The sequence below is a fragment of the Herbaspirillum sp. SJZ107 genome, from assembly GCF_006715485.1.
Taxonomy (GTDB): domain Bacteria; phylum Pseudomonadota; class Gammaproteobacteria; order Burkholderiales; family Burkholderiaceae_D; genus Telluria.
In genome coordinates, this window is the sequence record NZ_VFNH01000002.1 from 1,416,996 (window position 1) to 1,433,951 (window position 16,956).

The following is a 16,956-nucleotide window of genomic DNA, read 5'->3' on the forward strand; positions in this document are numbered from 1 at the left end:
CCTTATGGAAACCAACCGCATCACTGGCATGTCGGCCGCCGGAGGGCCGGCTGCCGGGCCGCAGGCCACGAAGACCGGCGAGGTGACGACGTTCTATTCCTATGACGGCGCCAGCGTGCGCAGCCAGGCGCTCGCGCATGCCGGCTGGCTCCTGGCCGGCCGCAAGCATGCCAGGACGCCGGTGCTGATGATCGACTGGGACCTCGAGGGTCCCGGCCTGCACCATTATTTTCCGCGCACCCAGGACGCCGCCGCCCCCGGGCGCAGCGGCGTGCTCGAACTGTTCGAGGCCTGCCGCGACCGCCTGCGTGCGCCGGGACGCGGCTTCGGCGACGACACCGAGGCGCTGGCCGCGCACGTGCTCGACAGTATCGACTGGGATGCCCACATCGAACGGGTGGATGATGGCCGCCCGCTGTACCTGATGCGCGCCGGCCGCTTCGACGACAGCTATGGCGAGCGCGCCGACCGGCTCGACTGGGACGCGCTGTTCTGCGCCTGCCCGGCGCTGTTCCGCAGCTTTGCCGCGCACCTGAAACAGCGTTTCGCCCACGTGCTGATCGACTGCCGCAGCGGCCGCTCGGCCGCGACCAGCGTCTGCACCGCGCTGCTGGCGGACAAGATGGTCGGCCTGTTCACGCCCGACCCGCGCAGCCTGGACGGCTTGCAGGGCGTGGTCGCGCGAGCCCTCGACTACCGCTGCAGCCACGAGGACGAGCAGCGGCCGCTGCTGGTGTATCCGTTGCCGAGCCCGATCGACGCGGCCTGCGAGGGGCGCCTGCGCTGGCGCTACGGCGACGCCCATTGCCGCGACCGCGACCGAGATGTCGGACCCGCCGGACCGGCCTACCAGCCGGCACTGGAAAAGCTGCTGAGCGCCTGTTACGGCGTCTCCAGCGTGTCGCTCGACAGCTACCTCGACGAAGTGCAGCTGCCCCAGGCCGGCCTGGTCGGCATGGCCCTGCCGACCGGACGCACCCAGGTGTCCGGGGGACGGCTCGGCCCGGTGCGCAGCATCGAGGCCCTGCTCGAATGGCTGGAGCCGGGGCACTTTCCCTGGCGTCCGCTGGCCGAGGTGCGCCTGGTACAGGCGGTCGATGCGCTGCACGAGCGCGCCGCCGACCCCCAGGCCCCGGCCCTAGTGCGCGAGCTGGCCCGCCTGGGCCAATCCTACCTCGGGCAGCAGGGCGAACTGGAAGCGGCGCGCCGGATCGAACAGCACGTGGTCGCGCTGGAAGAAGGCTTGCATGCGATGGAGGAGGGCAAGCGCGGCCATCCCGGCGTGCGCCGCGGCGCCGACGGCGTGGCCGGGAGTGCGGCCGGCGCGGCCGCAGCCGGCGCCGATGCCCTCGACGACAAGCTGTCGCGCCTGCAGGAACTGATCGACAGCCGCAGTCCACGCGAGGCGCGGGCACTGGCCGACAGCTTGCGCACCAGCATCCTGCGCCCGAGTGTGGCGCATGCGCTACGGCGGCGCGGAGCGGCCATGATCAAGCAGGTCTATTTGCAGGAAGGCGACAAGGACGCCTTGCTGGCATTCACCCAGGACGAGGTGCATTCGCTGGAAGGGGCCCTGATCCAGGCCGCCGGTGGACGGCCGCTGGTGCCCGGTTGAGCAATAAATGTGCAGCGGGGTAGGTCGCTCCGGGCGTTGCTTCAGGTAAAATCGCTGCATGCGTATCCTTATCAGTAACGACGACGGCTATCTCGCCCCCGGCATCAACGCCCTGGCCGAAGCGCTCGCGGCGGTTGCCGACATAGTGGTGGTCGCCCCCGACAGCAACCGCTCGGGCGCGTCCAACTCCTTGTCGCTCGACCGTCCGCTGTCGGTGTCGAAGGCTGCAAATGGTTTTTATTTTGTCAATGGCACCCCGACCGACTGCGTGCATATCGCATTGACCGGGATGCTCGACGTGCGCCCCGACCTGGTCGTGTCCGGCATCAACAACGGCCAGAACATGGGCGACGACACCCTGTATTCGGGCACGGTTGCGGCCGCGACCGAAGCTTTCCTGTTCGGCATCCCGGCGATCGCGTTTTCCCAGGTCCACTCCGGCTGGGCCGAGGTGGAATCGGCGGCCAGGGTGGCGCGCGACATCGTGCTGCGCCGCTTCGACGGGGTCGACGCGCCGTTTCTGCTCAACGTCAACATTCCCAATTTGCCGTACGAGCAGATGGGGCCGCTTACCGCGACCCGCCTGGGCCGCCGCCACCAGTCGGAACCGGTGATCCGCGGCCAGGATCCGCGCGGCCGTGAAATCTTCTGGATCGGCGCGCCCGGTGCCTGCCGCGATGCCGGCGAGGGCACCGATTTCCATGCGACCGCCCAGGGCCGCGTCTCGGTCACGCCCCTGCAGGTCGACCTGACCCACCGCGAGCAGCTGGCGCTGCTGCGGAGCAGCCTGGAATGAGCCAACCATGAGCGAAAAGCGCAGCAATTTTCCCTTGCCGCTGTCGTCCGTGACCGGACCCGTCACGCGCAAACCGGTCGAGCGGGCGCCGATCGCGACCCCGCAGACCGCGACGCAAAACGCGCGCAGCAACAGCCAGGGCGCCGCCACGCGCGCCCCGGTGCAGCCCGCGCCGGGCCCGGCCGGACCGGCCAAGAGCCAGGCCCAGCCGCAGACCCAGACCGCGCTGCCGCGCTCCGACCTGATGGCGACCGAAGCGCCGCGCCGCGCCATGGCGCAGCGCGTGGCGCGCCAGGGCGTCAAGGATCCGCAGGTCCTGAGTGCGCTCGAAATGGTGCCGCGCCACCTGTTCCTGGAGCCGGCCATGTCGGCCCAGGCGTATGCCGACATCTCGCTGCCGATCGGCCACAACCAGACGATTTCGCAGCCCTACATCGTGGCGCGCATGATCGAATTGCTGCGCGGCAGGGGCCATCCGCTGCGCCGCGTGCTCGAGATCGGTACCGGCTGCGGCTACCAGGCGGCGGTGCTGTCCTGCGTGGCCCAGGAGGTGTATTCGATCGAGCGCATCAAGCCGCTGCACGAGCTGGCCAAGGCCAACCTGAGACCCTTGCGCATCGCCAACCTGCGTTTGCAGTACGGAGATGGTATGCTAGGGCTGCCGCAGGTGGCGCCCTTCGATGCCATCATCCTTGCTGCGGCCGGACTCGAGGTGCCGCGCGCACTGCTCGAGCAGATGGCCATCGGTGCCCGACTGGTGGCGCCCCTCGGCGCCCATGTCCAGCACCTGCAGCGCATCATCCGCACCGGCACATCGGAATGGACCAGCGAAACGCTGGAGGCCTGCCATTTCGTTCCGTTGCGGCCAGGCACAGCCTGAGCATGCCAGAACGTTGTAACAGAAACAGAGAGAATGAAACCAACACCCCGCTTAGCCCTGCTGACCCTCTGCCTTGGCGTCCTGTCCGCCTGCAGCACCCCGACCCGCCAGGCGCCCGTCGTTGACCGTCCGACGGCTTCCGCGTCGAACTACCGTCCGTATCGTCCGGCGCCATCCCCCGCGCCGGCGCCCGCCAGCGAGGATCATGTCGACGCCAAGGGCAGTTATACCGTGCGCCGCGGCGACACCCTGCTGCGCATCGCCTTCGACCACGGCCAGAATTACCGCGACCTGGTGACCTGGAACAACCTGCGCGACCCGGACGACATCAAGGTCGGCCAGGTACTGCGCGTGGTGCCGCCGAACGGCAATGGCAGCGGCAACGGCAACGGCAATGCGGGCAGCACGGCGATGGTGACCTCGCCGATCACCATGCCCGGCGCCGAGAAACCGGCCGCCATCCCCAGGAAGACGACACCGCGCGGCGACAAGAAGCCGTATTCCGAATCCAGCCTGGCCGATGCCGACAAGGATGAGGCGCCGGCACCGAAGGCGGTCGAGCGGCCGGCCAGCGGCGCGCTGGCGGCCGGCAGCACCGTGACCGCCAACGACGACGAAAAGCTGAGCTGGATGTGGCCGTCCGACGGCCGCATCATCGCCACTTTTGATGAAGGCAAGAACAAGGGCATCGACATCGCGGGCAGGCCGGGCCAGCAAGTGATGGCCGCCGGCGCCGGAAAGGTGATGTACGCGGGCAGCGGCATCCGCGGATATGGTAATCTCGTAATCGTCAAACACAGCAACAGTCTGCTGTCGGCGTACGCGCACAACCGCTCGATCCTGGTCAAGGAAGGTCAGAACGTGGCCAAGGGCCAGGCCATTGCGGAAATGGGCAATTCGGATGCCGACACGGTCAAACTCCATTTCGAGATACGCCAGCAGGGCAAGCCGGTCGATCCGTCGAAGTTCCTGCCCAGTCGCTAGAGAGGCCCAATGACGCAGCCGCCCGATCCGCTGGACGAAGATACGCCGGATGATGTTCCGGATGGGGCGCTGGACGACGGCGAATCCGGGGCGGATGGCGCCGGCCGCCCCGAGCTCCTGAACGAGGGCAGCGTCGAAGGCGTCGACGAGCTGAAAAGCGTGCTCCAGGCCGAGCTTTCGACCGACACCACCCAGCATTACCTGAACCGCATCGGCGCCAAGCCCTTGCTCGGGGCCGAGCAGGAAGTGCAGGTCGCGACGCTGGCCAAGGCCGGCGACTTCGCCGCGCGCCAGAAGATGATCGAGCACAATCTGCGGCTCGTGGTCTCGATCGCCAAGCATTACATCAACCGCGGCGTGGTGCTGCTCGACCTGATCGAGGAGGGCAACATCGGCCTGATGCGCGCCATCGACAAGTTCGAACCGGAGCGCGGTTTCCGTTTTTCCACCTACGCCACCTGGTGGATCCGCCAGAGCATCGAGCGCGCGATCATGAACCAGGCGCGCACGGTGCGCCTGCCGGTGCACATGGTGCGCGAGCTGAACCAGATCCTGCGCGCCAAATACCATCTCGAAGCCCAGCACCACGACGGCAAGGAAGCCAGCGCCGAAGACATTGCCAGCCTGGTCGGACGGCCGGTGGAAGAGGTGCAGGACATCCTGGCGCTGTCCGAACACGCCACCTCGCTCGACGCCCCGCTCGACAACGACCCGCAGAGCAGCCTGATGGACATGTTGCCGGACGACGGCGACGTCAGCCCGGATGCGCAGGCCGAGCAGCACGAAATGACGCTGCTGGTGCGCGACTGGCTGCAGAAGCTGCCCGACAAGCAGCGTGTGGTGGTGATGCGCCGTTTCGGCCTCGACAACGACGACCCCGCCACGCTGGAAACCCTGGCCGAAGAGATGGGCGTGACGCGCGAGCGGGTGCGCCAGATCCAGCAGGAAGCCCTGGTCAAGCTGAAGCGGGCCATGGCTGCCCGTGGCGTCTTGCGCGATTCCTTGCTATGATGTTTGGCTGGCCGGAATGGCCAGTTTTCTTTTGAACACGTGCCACAGTCGTCGCCCCTGCGAAGGCAGGGGCCCAAGTTTTTTAAAGCAGTGCTGACAATTGTCTCGCTACGCACCGAACTTGGGTCCCTGCCTGCGCAGGGACGACGTTGCTTGATTGTACGGTTCATCGGCTTTCGTCTTCTCGTTTTGCTTTCTTCTATCCCATGCAAGAAACCTTCATCAACATCAAATCCCTCGACATGGACGCGCGCGGCGTCGGCCACCTGGAGAACGAAGACGGCTCGCCGGGCAAGGTGATCTTCGTCGAAGGCGCGCTGCCGGGCGAGCGCGTCAGTTTCGAGACCACGCGCAAGAAGAAGAACTGGGAAGCGGGCCGCATGGTGACCCTGCAAAAGGCGTCGTCGATGCGCGTCGAGCCGAAGTGCGAGCATTTCTGGCATTGCGGCGGCTGCTCGATGCAGCACCTGGAGCCGTCGGCCCAGGTCGCGATGAAGCAGCGCGTGCTCGAAGATAACCTGTGGCACATCGGCAAGACCAAGGCCGAGAACGTGATGCGCCCGATGTACGGCCCGACCTGGGGCTACCGCTACCGCGCGCGCCTGTCGGTGCGCCACGTGGCCAAGAAGGGCGGCATGCTGGTCGGCTTCCACGAGCGCCACTCCAGCTACGTGGCCGACATGACCAACTGCTACATCGTGCCCCCGCACGTGGCGAAGATGCTGGTGCCGCTGCGCGAACTGGTGGGGTCGCTGTCGATCTACCAGCAGATGCCGCAGATCGAGCTGGCCGTCGGCGAGGAAAGCACGGTGCTGGTGCTGCGCATCATGGCGCCCCTGACCCCGGCCGACGAAACGCTGGTCAAAGCCTTCGCCGACCAGTGGAACGTCGAATGGTGGCTGCAGCCGAAGGGTCCGGATACCGCGTATCCGTACTACCCGAACAAGAAGGAACTGTATTACACGCTGCCGGAATTCGGTATCCGCATGCCGTTCAAGCCGACCGACTTCACCCAGGTCAACCACCAGATCAACCGCCTGCTGGTGGCCAAGGCGCTGCGCCTGCTGGAAGTGCAAGCGGAAGACCGCGTGGCCGACCTGTTCTGCGGCCTCGGCAACTTCACGCTGCCGCTGGCGACCCAGGCACGCGAAGTGGTCGGCATCGAAGGCAGCACCGCGCTGACCACGCGCGCGCTGGAAAATGCGCGCGCCAACGGCCTGTCGGATAAAACCAGCTTCTCGACGCGCAACCTGTTCGAGATCACCAAGGACGACCTGATCGCCCTCGGCAAGTTCGACCGCATGCTGGTCGATCCGCCGCGCGACGGCGCCGTGGCCCTCGCCGTGGCGCTGGCCGAACTGCGCCTGTCCAACCCGGAACTGCTGCCCAAGCGCATCGTGTACGTGTCGTGCAGTCCGTCGACGCTGGCACGCGACACCGGCATCCTGACGCACCGCGCCGGCTACAAGCTGAGCAAGGCCGGGATCGCGAACATGTTCCCGCATACTTCGCACGTGGAGTCGATCGGGGTGTTCGATCTGGTGGAGGATTTCCAGCCGCGGGAGTTCCTGGCGCCTGAGGTGAGGGAGCAGGGTGGGCAGGAGGCGTAATACCTTCTAAGTAATAGCTTCAAACCGTCGCCCCTGCCTGCGCAGGGGCGACGGTTTTTTGGCCAACGCAAAGAAGAGCGTCAGCTCATGCCGTACGGCCCACCCGGGCCCGCACCGCCAGCACCTCGAACAAGCCCGCCGGGTCCACCGGCTTCACGAAGTAGTGATCGAACCCGGCCCCGTCGGCGCCGCCCTGGTCCGCTTGCCGTCCATACCCCGTAATCGCCACCAGCAGCGCCTCGTGCGCGCCGGCCTTGCGCAGGCGGCGTGCCAGTTCGTAGCCGCTCATGCCGGGCAGGCCAATGTCGAGCAGGAAGCCGTCGAAGGACTGGCGCGCGGCGCGGGCCAGGGCGTCGCGCGGGTCGTGCACCACGGTGACCGTGTGGCCGCCGGATTCCAGCAGCAGGCCCAGGGTCAGGGCGGCATCGACGTTGTCGTCCACCAGCATCAGGTTCAGGTGGCTGCCGGCGGCCGGCGCCGCAGTCGCGGGCGGCGCTTCCTCGACGCTGTCGCCGCCCTGCCGGCGCGGCAGGCGCAGCGTGAATTCGCTGCCCTGGTTGCGGCCGGCGCTGGCGACGGTCACCATGCCGCCATGCAGCTCGACCAGGCTCTTGACCAGGGCCAGGCCCAGCCCGAGTCCGCCCTGGGCACGGTCCGACGTGCGCTCGGCCTGGGAGAACAGGTCGAACACGGTCGGCAGCAGTTCGGCCGAGATGCCGATGCCGCTGTCCGCGACGCTGAGCAGCACCTGGTCGCGGGTCAGGTCGAGGCCGATCGCCAGAAGGCCGTATTCCGGCGTGTACTTGGCGGCGTTGTTGAGCATGTTGGCCAGCACCTGCACCAGGCGCTTGTAGTCGCCCTGCACGACGGCGGCGTCGCCGTCCGGCGGCATGCGCAGCGTCAGCTGGTGGTGGCGCGCCTCGATCAGCGGACGCACCTGCTCGACCGCATCGGCGATCACGCGGCGCAGGTCGATCTCGTCGCGCGCCAGCACCACCAGCCCGCGCGTCACGCGCGAGACGTCCAGCAGGTCGTCGATCAGGCCGGTCATGTGGGTCACCTGGCGCGCGATGATGGCGCTGGTGCGCTCGATGCGCGCGCTATCGGGCGTGCCCATGTTCAGCAGCTGGGCCGCGGCCGAGATCGGGGCCAGCGGGTTGCGCAGTTCGTGCGCGAGCATGGCGAGGAACTCGTCCTTGCGGCGGTCGGCCAGGCGCAGCGCTTCCTCGGCGCGCACGCGCTCGACCGCGCTCCAGGAGCGTTCGGCCACGTCCTCGATCAGGCGCACGATGTCGGCGCTCCACACGCGCGGCAGGTTGTCGTGGATGAACAGGCAGGCGGTGAGGGCGCCGTTGCGGGTGATCGGCACCACCACGCCGGAGCGCACCTGCAGCGCCGCATAGTTGGGCCAGACCTCGGGACCGTTGGTGCGGGTATCGCGTTGCAGGTCGCTCGACACCCAGGTGCCGTGCGCCAGCGCGGTGTAGTTGCCGTTGCCGAACAGCGAGGTCGGGAAGGTGCCGTTGAGCTCGGCGACGATACCGTCGGTGTAGTTCGAGTGGAAGGTGACCAGGCCCTTGTCGGCATCGTAGTCGCCGTACAGCACGCGGCTGACCTGCAGGAAGCGGCCCAGCATGGCGCCGGTCTCGGCGAAGATGCGCGCCGGGTCGTCGAGCCGGCGCAGCACATCGGACAGCTCGAGGCGGAACTCGTTCATGTCGAGCAGCGTGGTCTGGCGCGCCACCGCGTCGCGCAGCGCCTGCTCGGCGCGCACGCGGTCCAGCGCTTCCCAGCTGCGCTCGGCGATGTCGGCGGCCACGCGCTGGGCTTCCTCGTCCCACTCGCGCGGCGTGTTCGAATAGCCGACCAGCGCGGCCTTGAGTTCGTTGCGGCGCACCCGCGGCAGCGCCAGCATCGCGCGCACGCCGGCGGCAGCATAGCGCGGCCCGCGTTCCGGCAGGCGGCCGTCGCCTTCGGTGTCGTGCACCGCGAGCGGGGCGCCGGTGCGCAGCAGCGCCAGCGTCGACACGCCGAAGTCGTCCAGGCGTGCCAGCCGGCCGGTCATCGAGGGCGCGGCCTGCGCGGTGCGGTGCCAGTCGTGCACCACCTCGAAGCTGCCGCTCTCTTCATCGGCTTCGACGTAGCAGGCATTGTCGAGCTGCAGGTATTTGCCGATCAGCGCGCAGGCGGTTTCGATGATGTCGGACGGATGGTGCAGGCGGCGCAGCGTGTCGACCACCTGCAGCTGCAGCGCGTTGCGGCGCTCGAGCTGCACGCGCTGGGTGGTTTCGCTGGTCACGCACAGCACGCCACGCACCAGGCCCTTTTCGTCGCGCAGCGGCGAATAGGCCAGCGTGAACCAGCCGGTGGCCGGGCGGCCGTCGCGGTACACCGGGCAGGGGACGTCTTCGCCGTAGGTCGGATGCCCGCCCAGCGCGCGTTCGATCAGCGGTTTCACGCCCGGCCACAGGTCGGGCAGTACTTCGGCCAGCGGTTGCCCGAGCGCCTGTGGATGGCGGCTGTCGAGCAGGGCGGCAAAGGCGGCGTTGTACAGGAAGGTCAGTTGCGGACCCCACACCACGTACATCGGGAATTCCGATTCGAGGATCAGGCTGGCCGCGTTGGACAGCGTGGGACTCCAGCAGGCAGGCGGGCCGATGGCGCAGCCAGCCCAGTCATGGGTGTGGTAGCCGGCCCGAATCGCACCGGTGCTGCCGAGGAAGTGAAAAGCGCGGGTTGCAGCTTCCATGTCGGGTGCTCCATGGGCTGAAAACAGTCATTTTATTCTTAAAAGCACAATCAGGAACGCGCTGGGCAAAAATATACATTTGCCACGCAAGAATTGCCGATGCCGCCCGAGGAATAAAACATGCCTCGGGCGAACAAGCGGTCATGACAATTTTCTGGTGTTTAAGACAACATGATTGGCAACTCGACATGCCGATCATGCCACATATTTAGAACTTTGCGCGTACGCCGAACACGAAATTCCGTCCCGGCAGCGGCGAAATATCCTTGAGCAGCGAAGTCGACAGGCGGATGTCCTGGTTCAGCAGGTTTTTCGCCAGCAGGAACCACGTCAGGTCGGCCTGCGCCAAGTGCTGGGTATACGACAGGTTGGCGTCGACCAGGTTGTAGGCCGGCGTCGGCGTGCCCTCGAAGGCGGCCAGGCGGTCCTGGCCGCGCGCGTGGGTCCAGCTGAGGCCGGCGCGCCAGTCGGCCTGGCGGTAGCCGACGGCAGCGCCAATGCGGTCGGCCGGCTGCAGCGGCAGGCTGCCGCCCTCGTCGAGCTGGCCGCGCGAAGTGTCGGCGAACAGGCGGCCGTTCCAGCCCATGCCAACTTCGTTATAGGTCAGCTCGGCTTCGCCGCCCTGCACGTGGGCCTTGGCCTGCTCAAAAATGCGCTGGCGGAATTCGCCGCCGGCGTTGCCGTCCTCGTCCAGCAACGCACTGGTGACGTGGCCATAGATGAAGTCCGCCACATTGTTGCGGAACAGGTTCGCCTTCCAGCGCACCAGGCCGGTCGTCTTCTGCATCGACAGTTCGATGTTGCGCGAGACTTCCTTCTTGAGGCCGGGGTCGCCGACGTCGAAGGTGAGGGTGGCGTCGTGCGGGCCGCCCGAGTACAGCTCGTCGGTGGCCGGGGCGCGCTGGGCGTAGGACAGGGTCGCGCCCACGCTGTAGCCCGGCATGAAGGGCCACAGCGCGCCGACCGAGCCGGAGCCCAGGTCGAAGCTGCGCTCGCGGTTGCCGACTGGTTCGCGATTGACGTTTTCATAGCGTACGCCGGCGTTCAGGCGTACCGGCCCGATGGCGCTTTCTTCGACCAGGAAGGCCGCCTGCGAGGTCGAGTGGGTGACCGGCACCGTGTCCGGACCGCCTTCTGCGCTGAGGGCCGAGAAATGGGTGTTCTCGGTCTGTACGCCGAAGGTGCCGTGCAGGTTCATGCCGCCGAGGCTGAACGGCTTGTGGGTCAGTTCCAGGCGCGATTCGAACGAGCGGTTGGTGAAGTTGACTTCCGGCGTGCCGTCGTCTTCCAGTTCGGCGTGGCGGTAATCGGTGAAGCCGGCCTTGAAGCGAGCGCTTTCCAGGCCCTGCAGCGGGTTGTGCACCAGGGTGTCGAAGTCGTAGCGGTTCTGGCGCTGGTCGATGCGCGAGCCTTCCTCGGTCGGGATGCCGTACAGGTTCGACAGGTGCGAGGCCGAGAAGCCGGCGTAGCCCCAGTCGTCGATCCAGGAGGCGCCGGCGCCGATGCTGCGGTTGCGGGTTGCGGAATTCGGCAGGCGGCCCATGCTCGTTGCCGGGTCGTCCAGCACGCGGTTGCCCGGGATCTTGTAGTCGTTGGTATCGCGCCAGTTGCCGTCGATATGCAGGCCGAGCTTGCCGACCGCGCCGTCCATCGAGCCGGACAGGTTGCGGCCGTTGTCGACCGTGCTGTAGCGGCTCTCGACCTGGCCGATCGGCTTGTCTTCCAGCTCGGTGGGGATGCGCTCGTTGACGACGTTGACCAGGCCGCCGATGGCGCCCGAGCCGTACAGCAGGGCGGCCGGGCCGCGCAGGATCTCGATCTGGCGCGCGACCGCGCCTTCGGAGGCGACCGCGTGGTCGTTCGACAGGCCGGAGACGTCCGAGGTCGCCATGCCGTTTTCCAGCATCTTTACGCGCGAGCCTTCCATGCCGCGGATGATCGGGCGCGAGGCGCCGGCGCCGAAGGCGGAGGCCGAGACCCCGAGCTCGCCCTGCAGGGTTTCGCCGAGCGAGCTGCCGACCTTGTCGCGCAGTTCGTCGCCGGCCAGCACCTTGGCCGGGGTCAGGATCTGGTCGCCTTCGCCGTTGCGAAGAGGATTGGCGGTGACGACGACCTGCTGGATCTTGCCTTCGCTGACGGTGTGCGTCTGCGGATCGGCGTCAGCGGCGGGGTCGGCTGCGAAAGCCAGCGGTTGGAAGGCGAGCAGGATCGCGCTGGCGAGCAGCGTGCGTTGAATCTTCATGTTGATGAACCTCGAGCAAATGGATAACGGCCCGCGCCACCCGCATCGGGCGGGCAGCGTGGAGGAGCAAACTTTTAAAAGGGATGCAGGGTTATCAGGCTCGGGGTGGACCGCGCGGCTGGAAGGCGCACTCGGTCAGCAGGCAGACGCCGGCGGTGGGCGGCAGCGAGGGGGCGGCATACGCCAGCTCGGCGGGAATGAAACGGCGCACCGTGGTCGGCAGCGCGAACGCGACCTGGGCACTGGCGGCGCACTGGCCGCACAGGTCGTGCAGGCCGGGTTTCTGCGGCTTGCCGTCGCGCTGGCCGTCTTCTGACTGGGCCAGCGTCTCGCGGAATTCCGACCAGTGCGTATAGCCGTGACCGAGCGACAACTGCTGCGAAACGAGCAGCAGCAGCGACAGCAGCAGGTGGACAAGGCTACGCGGCATTCAGGTCGGGAGGATGGGCAAGCGGCTATTCTACGCAGGGTGGTTGGATTCTGACAATGAAATAAAAAAGCCGGCTCGAAAGCCGGCTTCATGATCAGCGTCGGAACGCCCCGTCGCGCTTAGTCGCGATTCCCGAAACCGATACCCAGCAACTGCAGCAGGGCGGTGAAGATATTGTAGATGTCGAGGTAGATCGACAGCGTGGCCGTGATGTAGTTGGTCTCGCCGCCATTCACCACGCGCTGCACGTCGAACAGCAGCCAGGCCGAGAAGATGCCGACGACCATCACCAGCAGGGCCAGGTGCAGGGCCGGGATCTGCAGGAACACGTTGGCGACCATGGCCAGCAGCACCACGATGGTGCCGGCGAACAGCCAGCTGCCCATGCCCGAGAAATCGCGCTTGGACACGGTGGCGATCGTCGCCATCACGCCGAACACCGCCGAGGTGCCGGCAAAGGCGCCCATGATCAGCGCCGGACCGTTGGCAAAGCCGAGGGTGTGACGCAGCAGCGGGGCCAGCATCAGGCCCATGAAGAAGGTGAAGCCGAGCAGCACCGGTATGCCGGCGGCCGAGTTCTTGGTCTTTTCGATCGCGAAGATGAAGCCGAACGCGACGGCGAAGAACAGCAGCATGCCCATGACGCCGCGCGGCATGAACAGCCCGCTGGTCACGCCGAGATAGGCACCGAACACGGTCGGTATCATCGACAGCGCCAGCAGCCAGTAGGTGTTGCGGACGACACGGTTGCGCGCGGCCTGGGTGGCTACGCCGCCGTACGGTTTTTGCAGGCTAGGAATCATTGATGCCTCCGTTGGAAGATTCGCTTTGCACCCCATATGGGGACTGACCCCGCCATCAACAGTGCATGGGCAAACGATTAAGTCTGGTCTAAGCATCTGTACGCGGGGTATTTACCGATGCCACTCTAACATCTCGGGCAGAAGCAGCGCAATATCGGTCAAGTAGTCGAACTATGCTAAAATAGAAGGTTGATTGAGTCCTCAATTCAAGATTTAAACCTTTCTTTTTATTGGAGTTTTCACACATGGCAATCGAACGCACCCTGTCGATCATCAAACCTGACGCCGTCGCAAAGAACGTGATCGGTCAAATCTACAGCCGCTTCGAAGGCGCTGGCCTGAAGATCGTCGCTGCCCGCATGGCCCAGCTGTCGCAAGCCGAAGCCGAAGGCTTCTACGCTGTGCACTCGGCACGTCCGTTCTTCAAAGACCTGGTCAACTTCATGATCTCGGGTCCGGTCATGATCCAGGTGCTGGAAGGCGAAAACGCGATTGCCGCTCACCGCGACCTGATGGGCGCGACCGATCCGAAGAAAGCCGCGCCGGGCACCATCCGCGCCGATTTCGCCGACTCCATCGATGCCAACGCCGTGCACGGTTCGGACGCTGCTGAAACCGCAGCCGTCGAAATCGCCTACTACTTCCCGGCACTGAACGTCTACTCGCGTTAATCTGGTAACAAACTTTTTTTGTTGGCCGGCCCTGGCTGGCTTAACATCGCACTATCCCGCTCGCCCATGCTCGCAGAGCCCGGCGGGCGGAACTTATTTTGAAGATACAGGATTCGAAAATGGCAACTCTCACCAACTTGCTGGACTTCGATCCCGCGCAGCTCGTCGCCTATTGCGCCGAGTTGGGGGAGAAGCCTTTCCGTGCCAAACAGCTGCAGCGCTGGATCCACCAGTTCGGCGTGGCGAATTTCGACGACATGACCGACCTGGCCAAGTCGCTGCGCGAGAAACTGAAAACCCGCGCCGAAGTGCGCGGACCGAGCATCATCAGCGACAACACCTCGAGCGACGGCACCCGCAAGTGGCTGGTCGACGTTGGCAACGGCAACGCCGTCGAAACCGTGTTCATCCCGGAAGAGACGCGCGGCACGCTGTGCATCAGCACCCAGGCCGGCTGCGCCGTCAACTGCCGCTTCTGCTCGACCGGCAAGCAGGGCTTCAACCGCAACCTGACCGTGGCCGAGATTATCGGCCAGTTGTGGATGGCCGAGTTCGAGCTGCGCCGCACCAAGGGCATCGAGCCGGGCCCGAAGGGCGAGCGCCAGATCACCAACGTGGTCATGATGGGCATGGGCGAACCGCTGCTGAACTTCGACCCGACCGTCACCGCGCTCAAGCTGATGCTGGACGATAACGCCTACGGCCTGTCGCGCCGCCGCGTGACCGTCTCGACCTCGGGCGTGGTGCCGATGATGGACAAGCTGAGCCAGGAATGCCCGGTGGCGCTGGCGGTGTCGGTGCACGCGTCGAACGATCCGCTGCGCGACGGCCTGGTGCCGCTGAACAAGAAATACCCGCTGCGCGAACTGATGGCGGCGTGCAAGCGCTACCTGGAATTCGCGCCGCGCGACTTCATCACCTTCGAATACTGCATGCTGGACGGCGTCAACGACACCGACGAGCATGCGCGCGAACTGATCGCGCTGGTCAACGATCCGGTGGTCGGCTTGAACTGCAAGTTCAACCTGATTCCGTTCAACCCGTTCCCGGAATCGGGCCTGCTGCGCTCCAAGAACCCGCGCATCAAGGCCTTCGCCCAGATCCTGATGGATGCCGGCCTGGTCACCACCATCCGCAAGACGCGCGGCGACGACATCGACGCCGCCTGCGGCCAGCTGGCCGGCGAAGTGCAGGACCGCACCCGTGTCGCCGAGCGCATGAGCAAGATGGCCGAGTACCAGCAAAAGTTCGGCGCCAACTTCGGCAAGATCGTGGAGATCACTTCCTGATGGCAGCGCTGGCCGGACGTATCGCTTCCGCATCGCTGGCCGCACTGGCCCTGACCCTGCTGTCGGCGTGCGCCGGCAGCCCGGCGGGCGAGTCGCCACGCGAGCTGAAGACGGCGTCCGACCAGACCGCCACCGAAAAGCGCGCCCAGATCCGTCTGCAGCTCGCGGTCGGCTATTACCAGGACCGCAAGTACGAGATCGCGCTGGACGAGGTCAAGCAGGCGCTCGCCGCCGACCCGAACTATGCCGACGCCTACGGCTTCCGCGCACTGATCTATGCCGCCATGGGCGAGAACGCCCTGGCCGATGAAAACTACCGGCATGCGCTGCGCCTGGCGCCGCGCAACCCGGACCTGTCCAACAACTACGGGCTGTTCCTGTGCGGAGCCGGCGGCAAGCCGGCCCAGGCCATGATCTATTTCGAGACCGCGCTGAAGCATCCGGCGTACGGCTCGCCGGTCAAGGCCATGGTAAATGCCGGCAACTGCAGCCTGAAGATGAAGAATGTCGACGCGGCCGAGCGCTACCTGCTCGATGCGCTGCGTTACGAACCCGACCTGGCGGCCACCAATGCCGGCCTGGCCCGGGTCTATTTCGAGCGGCGCGACCGCAATCGCGCCGGGTTTTTCATCAACCGCCTGACGGAGACAGCCAAGCTCGACACGCTGTCGGCCGACGAACTGTGGCTGGCCATCCGGGTCAAGCGCATGGTGGGCGAGCGGGATTCGGAAGCGTCGCTCGCGGCCCAGCTGCGCAAGCGCTTCCCCGGCTCGCCTGAATACGCGGCGTTCGAGCGCGGTGCATTTAATGAGTGAGACAACGACAATGAGTTCCGAGCGTGCAGAACAGCCAACGACGCCCGACAACCAGCATGGCATCCCGGGCAAGACCCTGGCCGCGCATCGCGAAGCCATGGGCTGGTCGGTGGAGCAGGTCGCCGATCAACTGAAACTGGCCGTGCGCCAGGTGGTGGCGCTGGAAGCCGGCGACTACGGGTCGCTGCCGAGTCCGGCCGTGACGCGCGGTTTCGTGCGTGCCTACGCCAAGCTGATGAAGCTGGATCCGGTGCCGCTGGTGGCCCAGATCGAGATGGACGTCCCGGCCGCCGCCGATCTCAGCGCCAATACGGCGGCGACGCGCCGTCCGGCCCCGGCCTCGTTCTCCGAATCGCGCTTCCCGCTGCACGGCAAGCGCTCGTCGCTGCCGCTGGGCTGGATCGCCGGCGCAGTCGTGGTGGTGGCCGCCGCCGTGGCGGCCTGGCATTTCGGCGTGGTGCCGATGCGCAATAGCGAGCAGGCGGCGCCGGCAGCCAACGGCACCAATGGCGCCAGCGCAACGGTCGCCACCGGCGTCGCCACTGACAGCGCCAACGGCAGCACCGTCGAAACCCTGCAGAACCCTTCGGTGCCGCTGATTTCGGTGCCGTCGCCGAACAGCGCTGCACAGGCCACCGCTGCACCGGCCGCCGCGGCACCGGCCGCCGGCCCGGTCGTCAACGTGCCGAATACCAGCGCCACCGGCGCGCCGCCGACCACGGTGCCGGCCGCGCCCGCGACCCCGGCGGCCACCCAGGCCCCGGCCACGGCGGCCGTCGCCGCGCCGGCCGCCGTGGCGGCCCCGGCAGCTGCCGGCGCCAACGCGCTGGTATTGAACGTACGCGAGGATTCGTGGATCGAAGTACGGCCGGCCAAAGGCGGCGCGCCGCTGTTTTCGCGCCTGGTCAAGGGCGGCAGCACGGAAACCGTCAATGTTGCCGGTCCGGTGCGCTTGACCGTCGGCAATCCGGGCGGCGTGTCTGCCACCCTGCGCGGCACTGCGGTGTCGCTGCCGGCCGTGCCGGGCAAGACCCTGGCCCGTGTGAACCTGCAATAACGAG

The 16,956-nt window shown here is 66.7% G+C and carries 14 protein-coding genes; 10 read left to right on the forward strand and 4 right to left on the reverse strand.

The annotated features are described in order from the left end of the window. Nucleotides 1–4: 4 nt before the first annotated feature. From FBX97_RS16050 to rlmD, 6 genes are all read left to right on the forward strand, one after another. Nucleotides 5–1,615 carry a hypothetical protein gene (locus FBX97_RS16050; RefSeq protein ID WP_221631812.1) on the forward strand — a complete coding sequence of 537 codons (1,611 nt, stop codon included), beginning with the start codon at nucleotides 5–7 and terminating at the stop codon, nucleotides 1,613–1,615. Between the two features lie 58 nt (nucleotides 1,616–1,673). Continuing rightward, nucleotides 1,674–2,411, forward strand: a complete 738-nt coding sequence (gene surE, locus FBX97_RS16055; RefSeq protein ID WP_141833274.1) for a 5'/3'-nucleotidase SurE — start codon at nucleotides 1,674–1,676, stop codon at nucleotides 2,409–2,411. Between the two features lie 7 nt (nucleotides 2,412–2,418). Continuing rightward, nucleotides 2,419–3,291, forward strand: coding sequence for a protein-L-isoaspartate(D-aspartate) O-methyltransferase (locus FBX97_RS16060; protein WP_141833275.1), 873 nt, complete (start codon nucleotides 2,419–2,421; stop codon nucleotides 3,289–3,291). A 33-nt stretch (nucleotides 3,292–3,324) separates the two neighbouring features. Then, nucleotides 3,325–4,275, forward strand: coding sequence for a peptidoglycan DD-metalloendopeptidase family protein (locus tag FBX97_RS16065; protein ID WP_141833277.1), 951 nt, complete (start codon nucleotides 3,325–3,327; stop codon nucleotides 4,273–4,275). Nucleotides 4,276–4,284: 9 nt separating this feature from the next. Then, entirely contained in the window at nucleotides 4,285–5,286 is a 1,002-nt protein-coding gene (gene rpoS, locus FBX97_RS16070) for an RNA polymerase sigma factor RpoS (RefSeq protein WP_141833279.1), read from the forward strand. A gap of 206 nt (nucleotides 5,287–5,492) precedes the next feature. Next, on the forward strand, nucleotides 5,493–6,896 hold the full coding sequence (rlmD, locus tag FBX97_RS16075) for a 23S rRNA (uracil(1939)-C(5))-methyltransferase RlmD (RefSeq protein ID WP_141833281.1): 1,404 nt from the start codon (nucleotides 5,493–5,495) through the stop codon (nucleotides 6,894–6,896). 85 nt (nucleotides 6,897–6,981) lie between these two features. On the opposite strand, the gene FBX97_RS16080 is transcribed toward rlmD, so the two are convergent. The 4 genes from FBX97_RS16080 to FBX97_RS16095 form a co-directional block, all read right to left on the reverse strand. Further along, a complete protein-coding gene (locus FBX97_RS16080; protein WP_141833283.1) occupies nucleotides 6,982–9,645 on the reverse strand; it encodes an ATP-binding protein in 2,664 nt (887 codons plus the stop codon). A gap of 208 nt (nucleotides 9,646–9,853) precedes the next feature. Beyond that, on the reverse strand, nucleotides 9,854–11,887 hold the full coding sequence (locus tag FBX97_RS16085) for a TonB-dependent receptor (protein ID WP_141833285.1): 2,034 nt from the start codon (nucleotides 11,885–11,887) through the stop codon (nucleotides 9,854–9,856). Between the two features lie 94 nt (nucleotides 11,888–11,981). Beyond that, the gene (locus FBX97_RS16090) at nucleotides 11,982–12,317 is read right to left on the reverse strand and encodes a hypothetical protein (RefSeq protein ID WP_141833287.1); all 336 of its coding nucleotides are present in this window, start codon (nucleotides 12,315–12,317) and stop codon (nucleotides 11,982–11,984) included. A gap of 119 nt (nucleotides 12,318–12,436) precedes the next feature. Further along, nucleotides 12,437–13,120 carry a Bax inhibitor-1/YccA family protein gene (locus tag FBX97_RS16095; RefSeq protein WP_141833289.1) on the reverse strand — a complete coding sequence of 228 codons (684 nt, stop codon included), beginning with the start codon at nucleotides 13,118–13,120 and terminating at the stop codon, nucleotides 12,437–12,439. 245 nt (nucleotides 13,121–13,365) lie between these two features. Here FBX97_RS16095 and ndk point away from each other — a divergent pair, with 245 nt between their 5' ends. The 4 genes from ndk (at nucleotide 13,366) to FBX97_RS16115 (ending at nucleotide 16,952) form a co-directional block, all read left to right on the forward strand. Then, nucleotides 13,366–13,791, forward strand: a complete 426-nt coding sequence (gene ndk, locus FBX97_RS16100) for a nucleoside-diphosphate kinase (protein ID WP_141833291.1) — start codon at nucleotides 13,366–13,368, stop codon at nucleotides 13,789–13,791. Between the two features lie 119 nt (nucleotides 13,792–13,910). Beyond that, nucleotides 13,911–15,080, forward strand: coding sequence for a 23S rRNA (adenine(2503)-C(2))-methyltransferase RlmN (gene rlmN, locus FBX97_RS16105; RefSeq protein WP_141833293.1), 1,170 nt, complete (start codon nucleotides 13,911–13,913; stop codon nucleotides 15,078–15,080). Then, nucleotides 15,080–15,895 (forward strand): type IV pilus biogenesis/stability protein PilW, encoded by an 816-nt coding sequence (gene pilW, locus FBX97_RS16110; RefSeq protein ID WP_141833295.1) that lies wholly within the window; start codon nucleotides 15,080–15,082, stop codon nucleotides 15,893–15,895. The genes rlmN and pilW overlap by 1 nt, the downstream gene beginning before the upstream one ends. Before the next feature lie 10 nt (nucleotides 15,896–15,905). Further along, the gene (locus FBX97_RS16115; RefSeq protein ID WP_141833297.1) at nucleotides 15,906–16,952 is read left to right on the forward strand and encodes a helix-turn-helix domain-containing protein; all 1,047 of its coding nucleotides are present in this window, start codon (nucleotides 15,906–15,908) and stop codon (nucleotides 16,950–16,952) included. The last annotated feature ends 4 nt before the right edge of the window (nucleotides 16,953–16,956 follow it).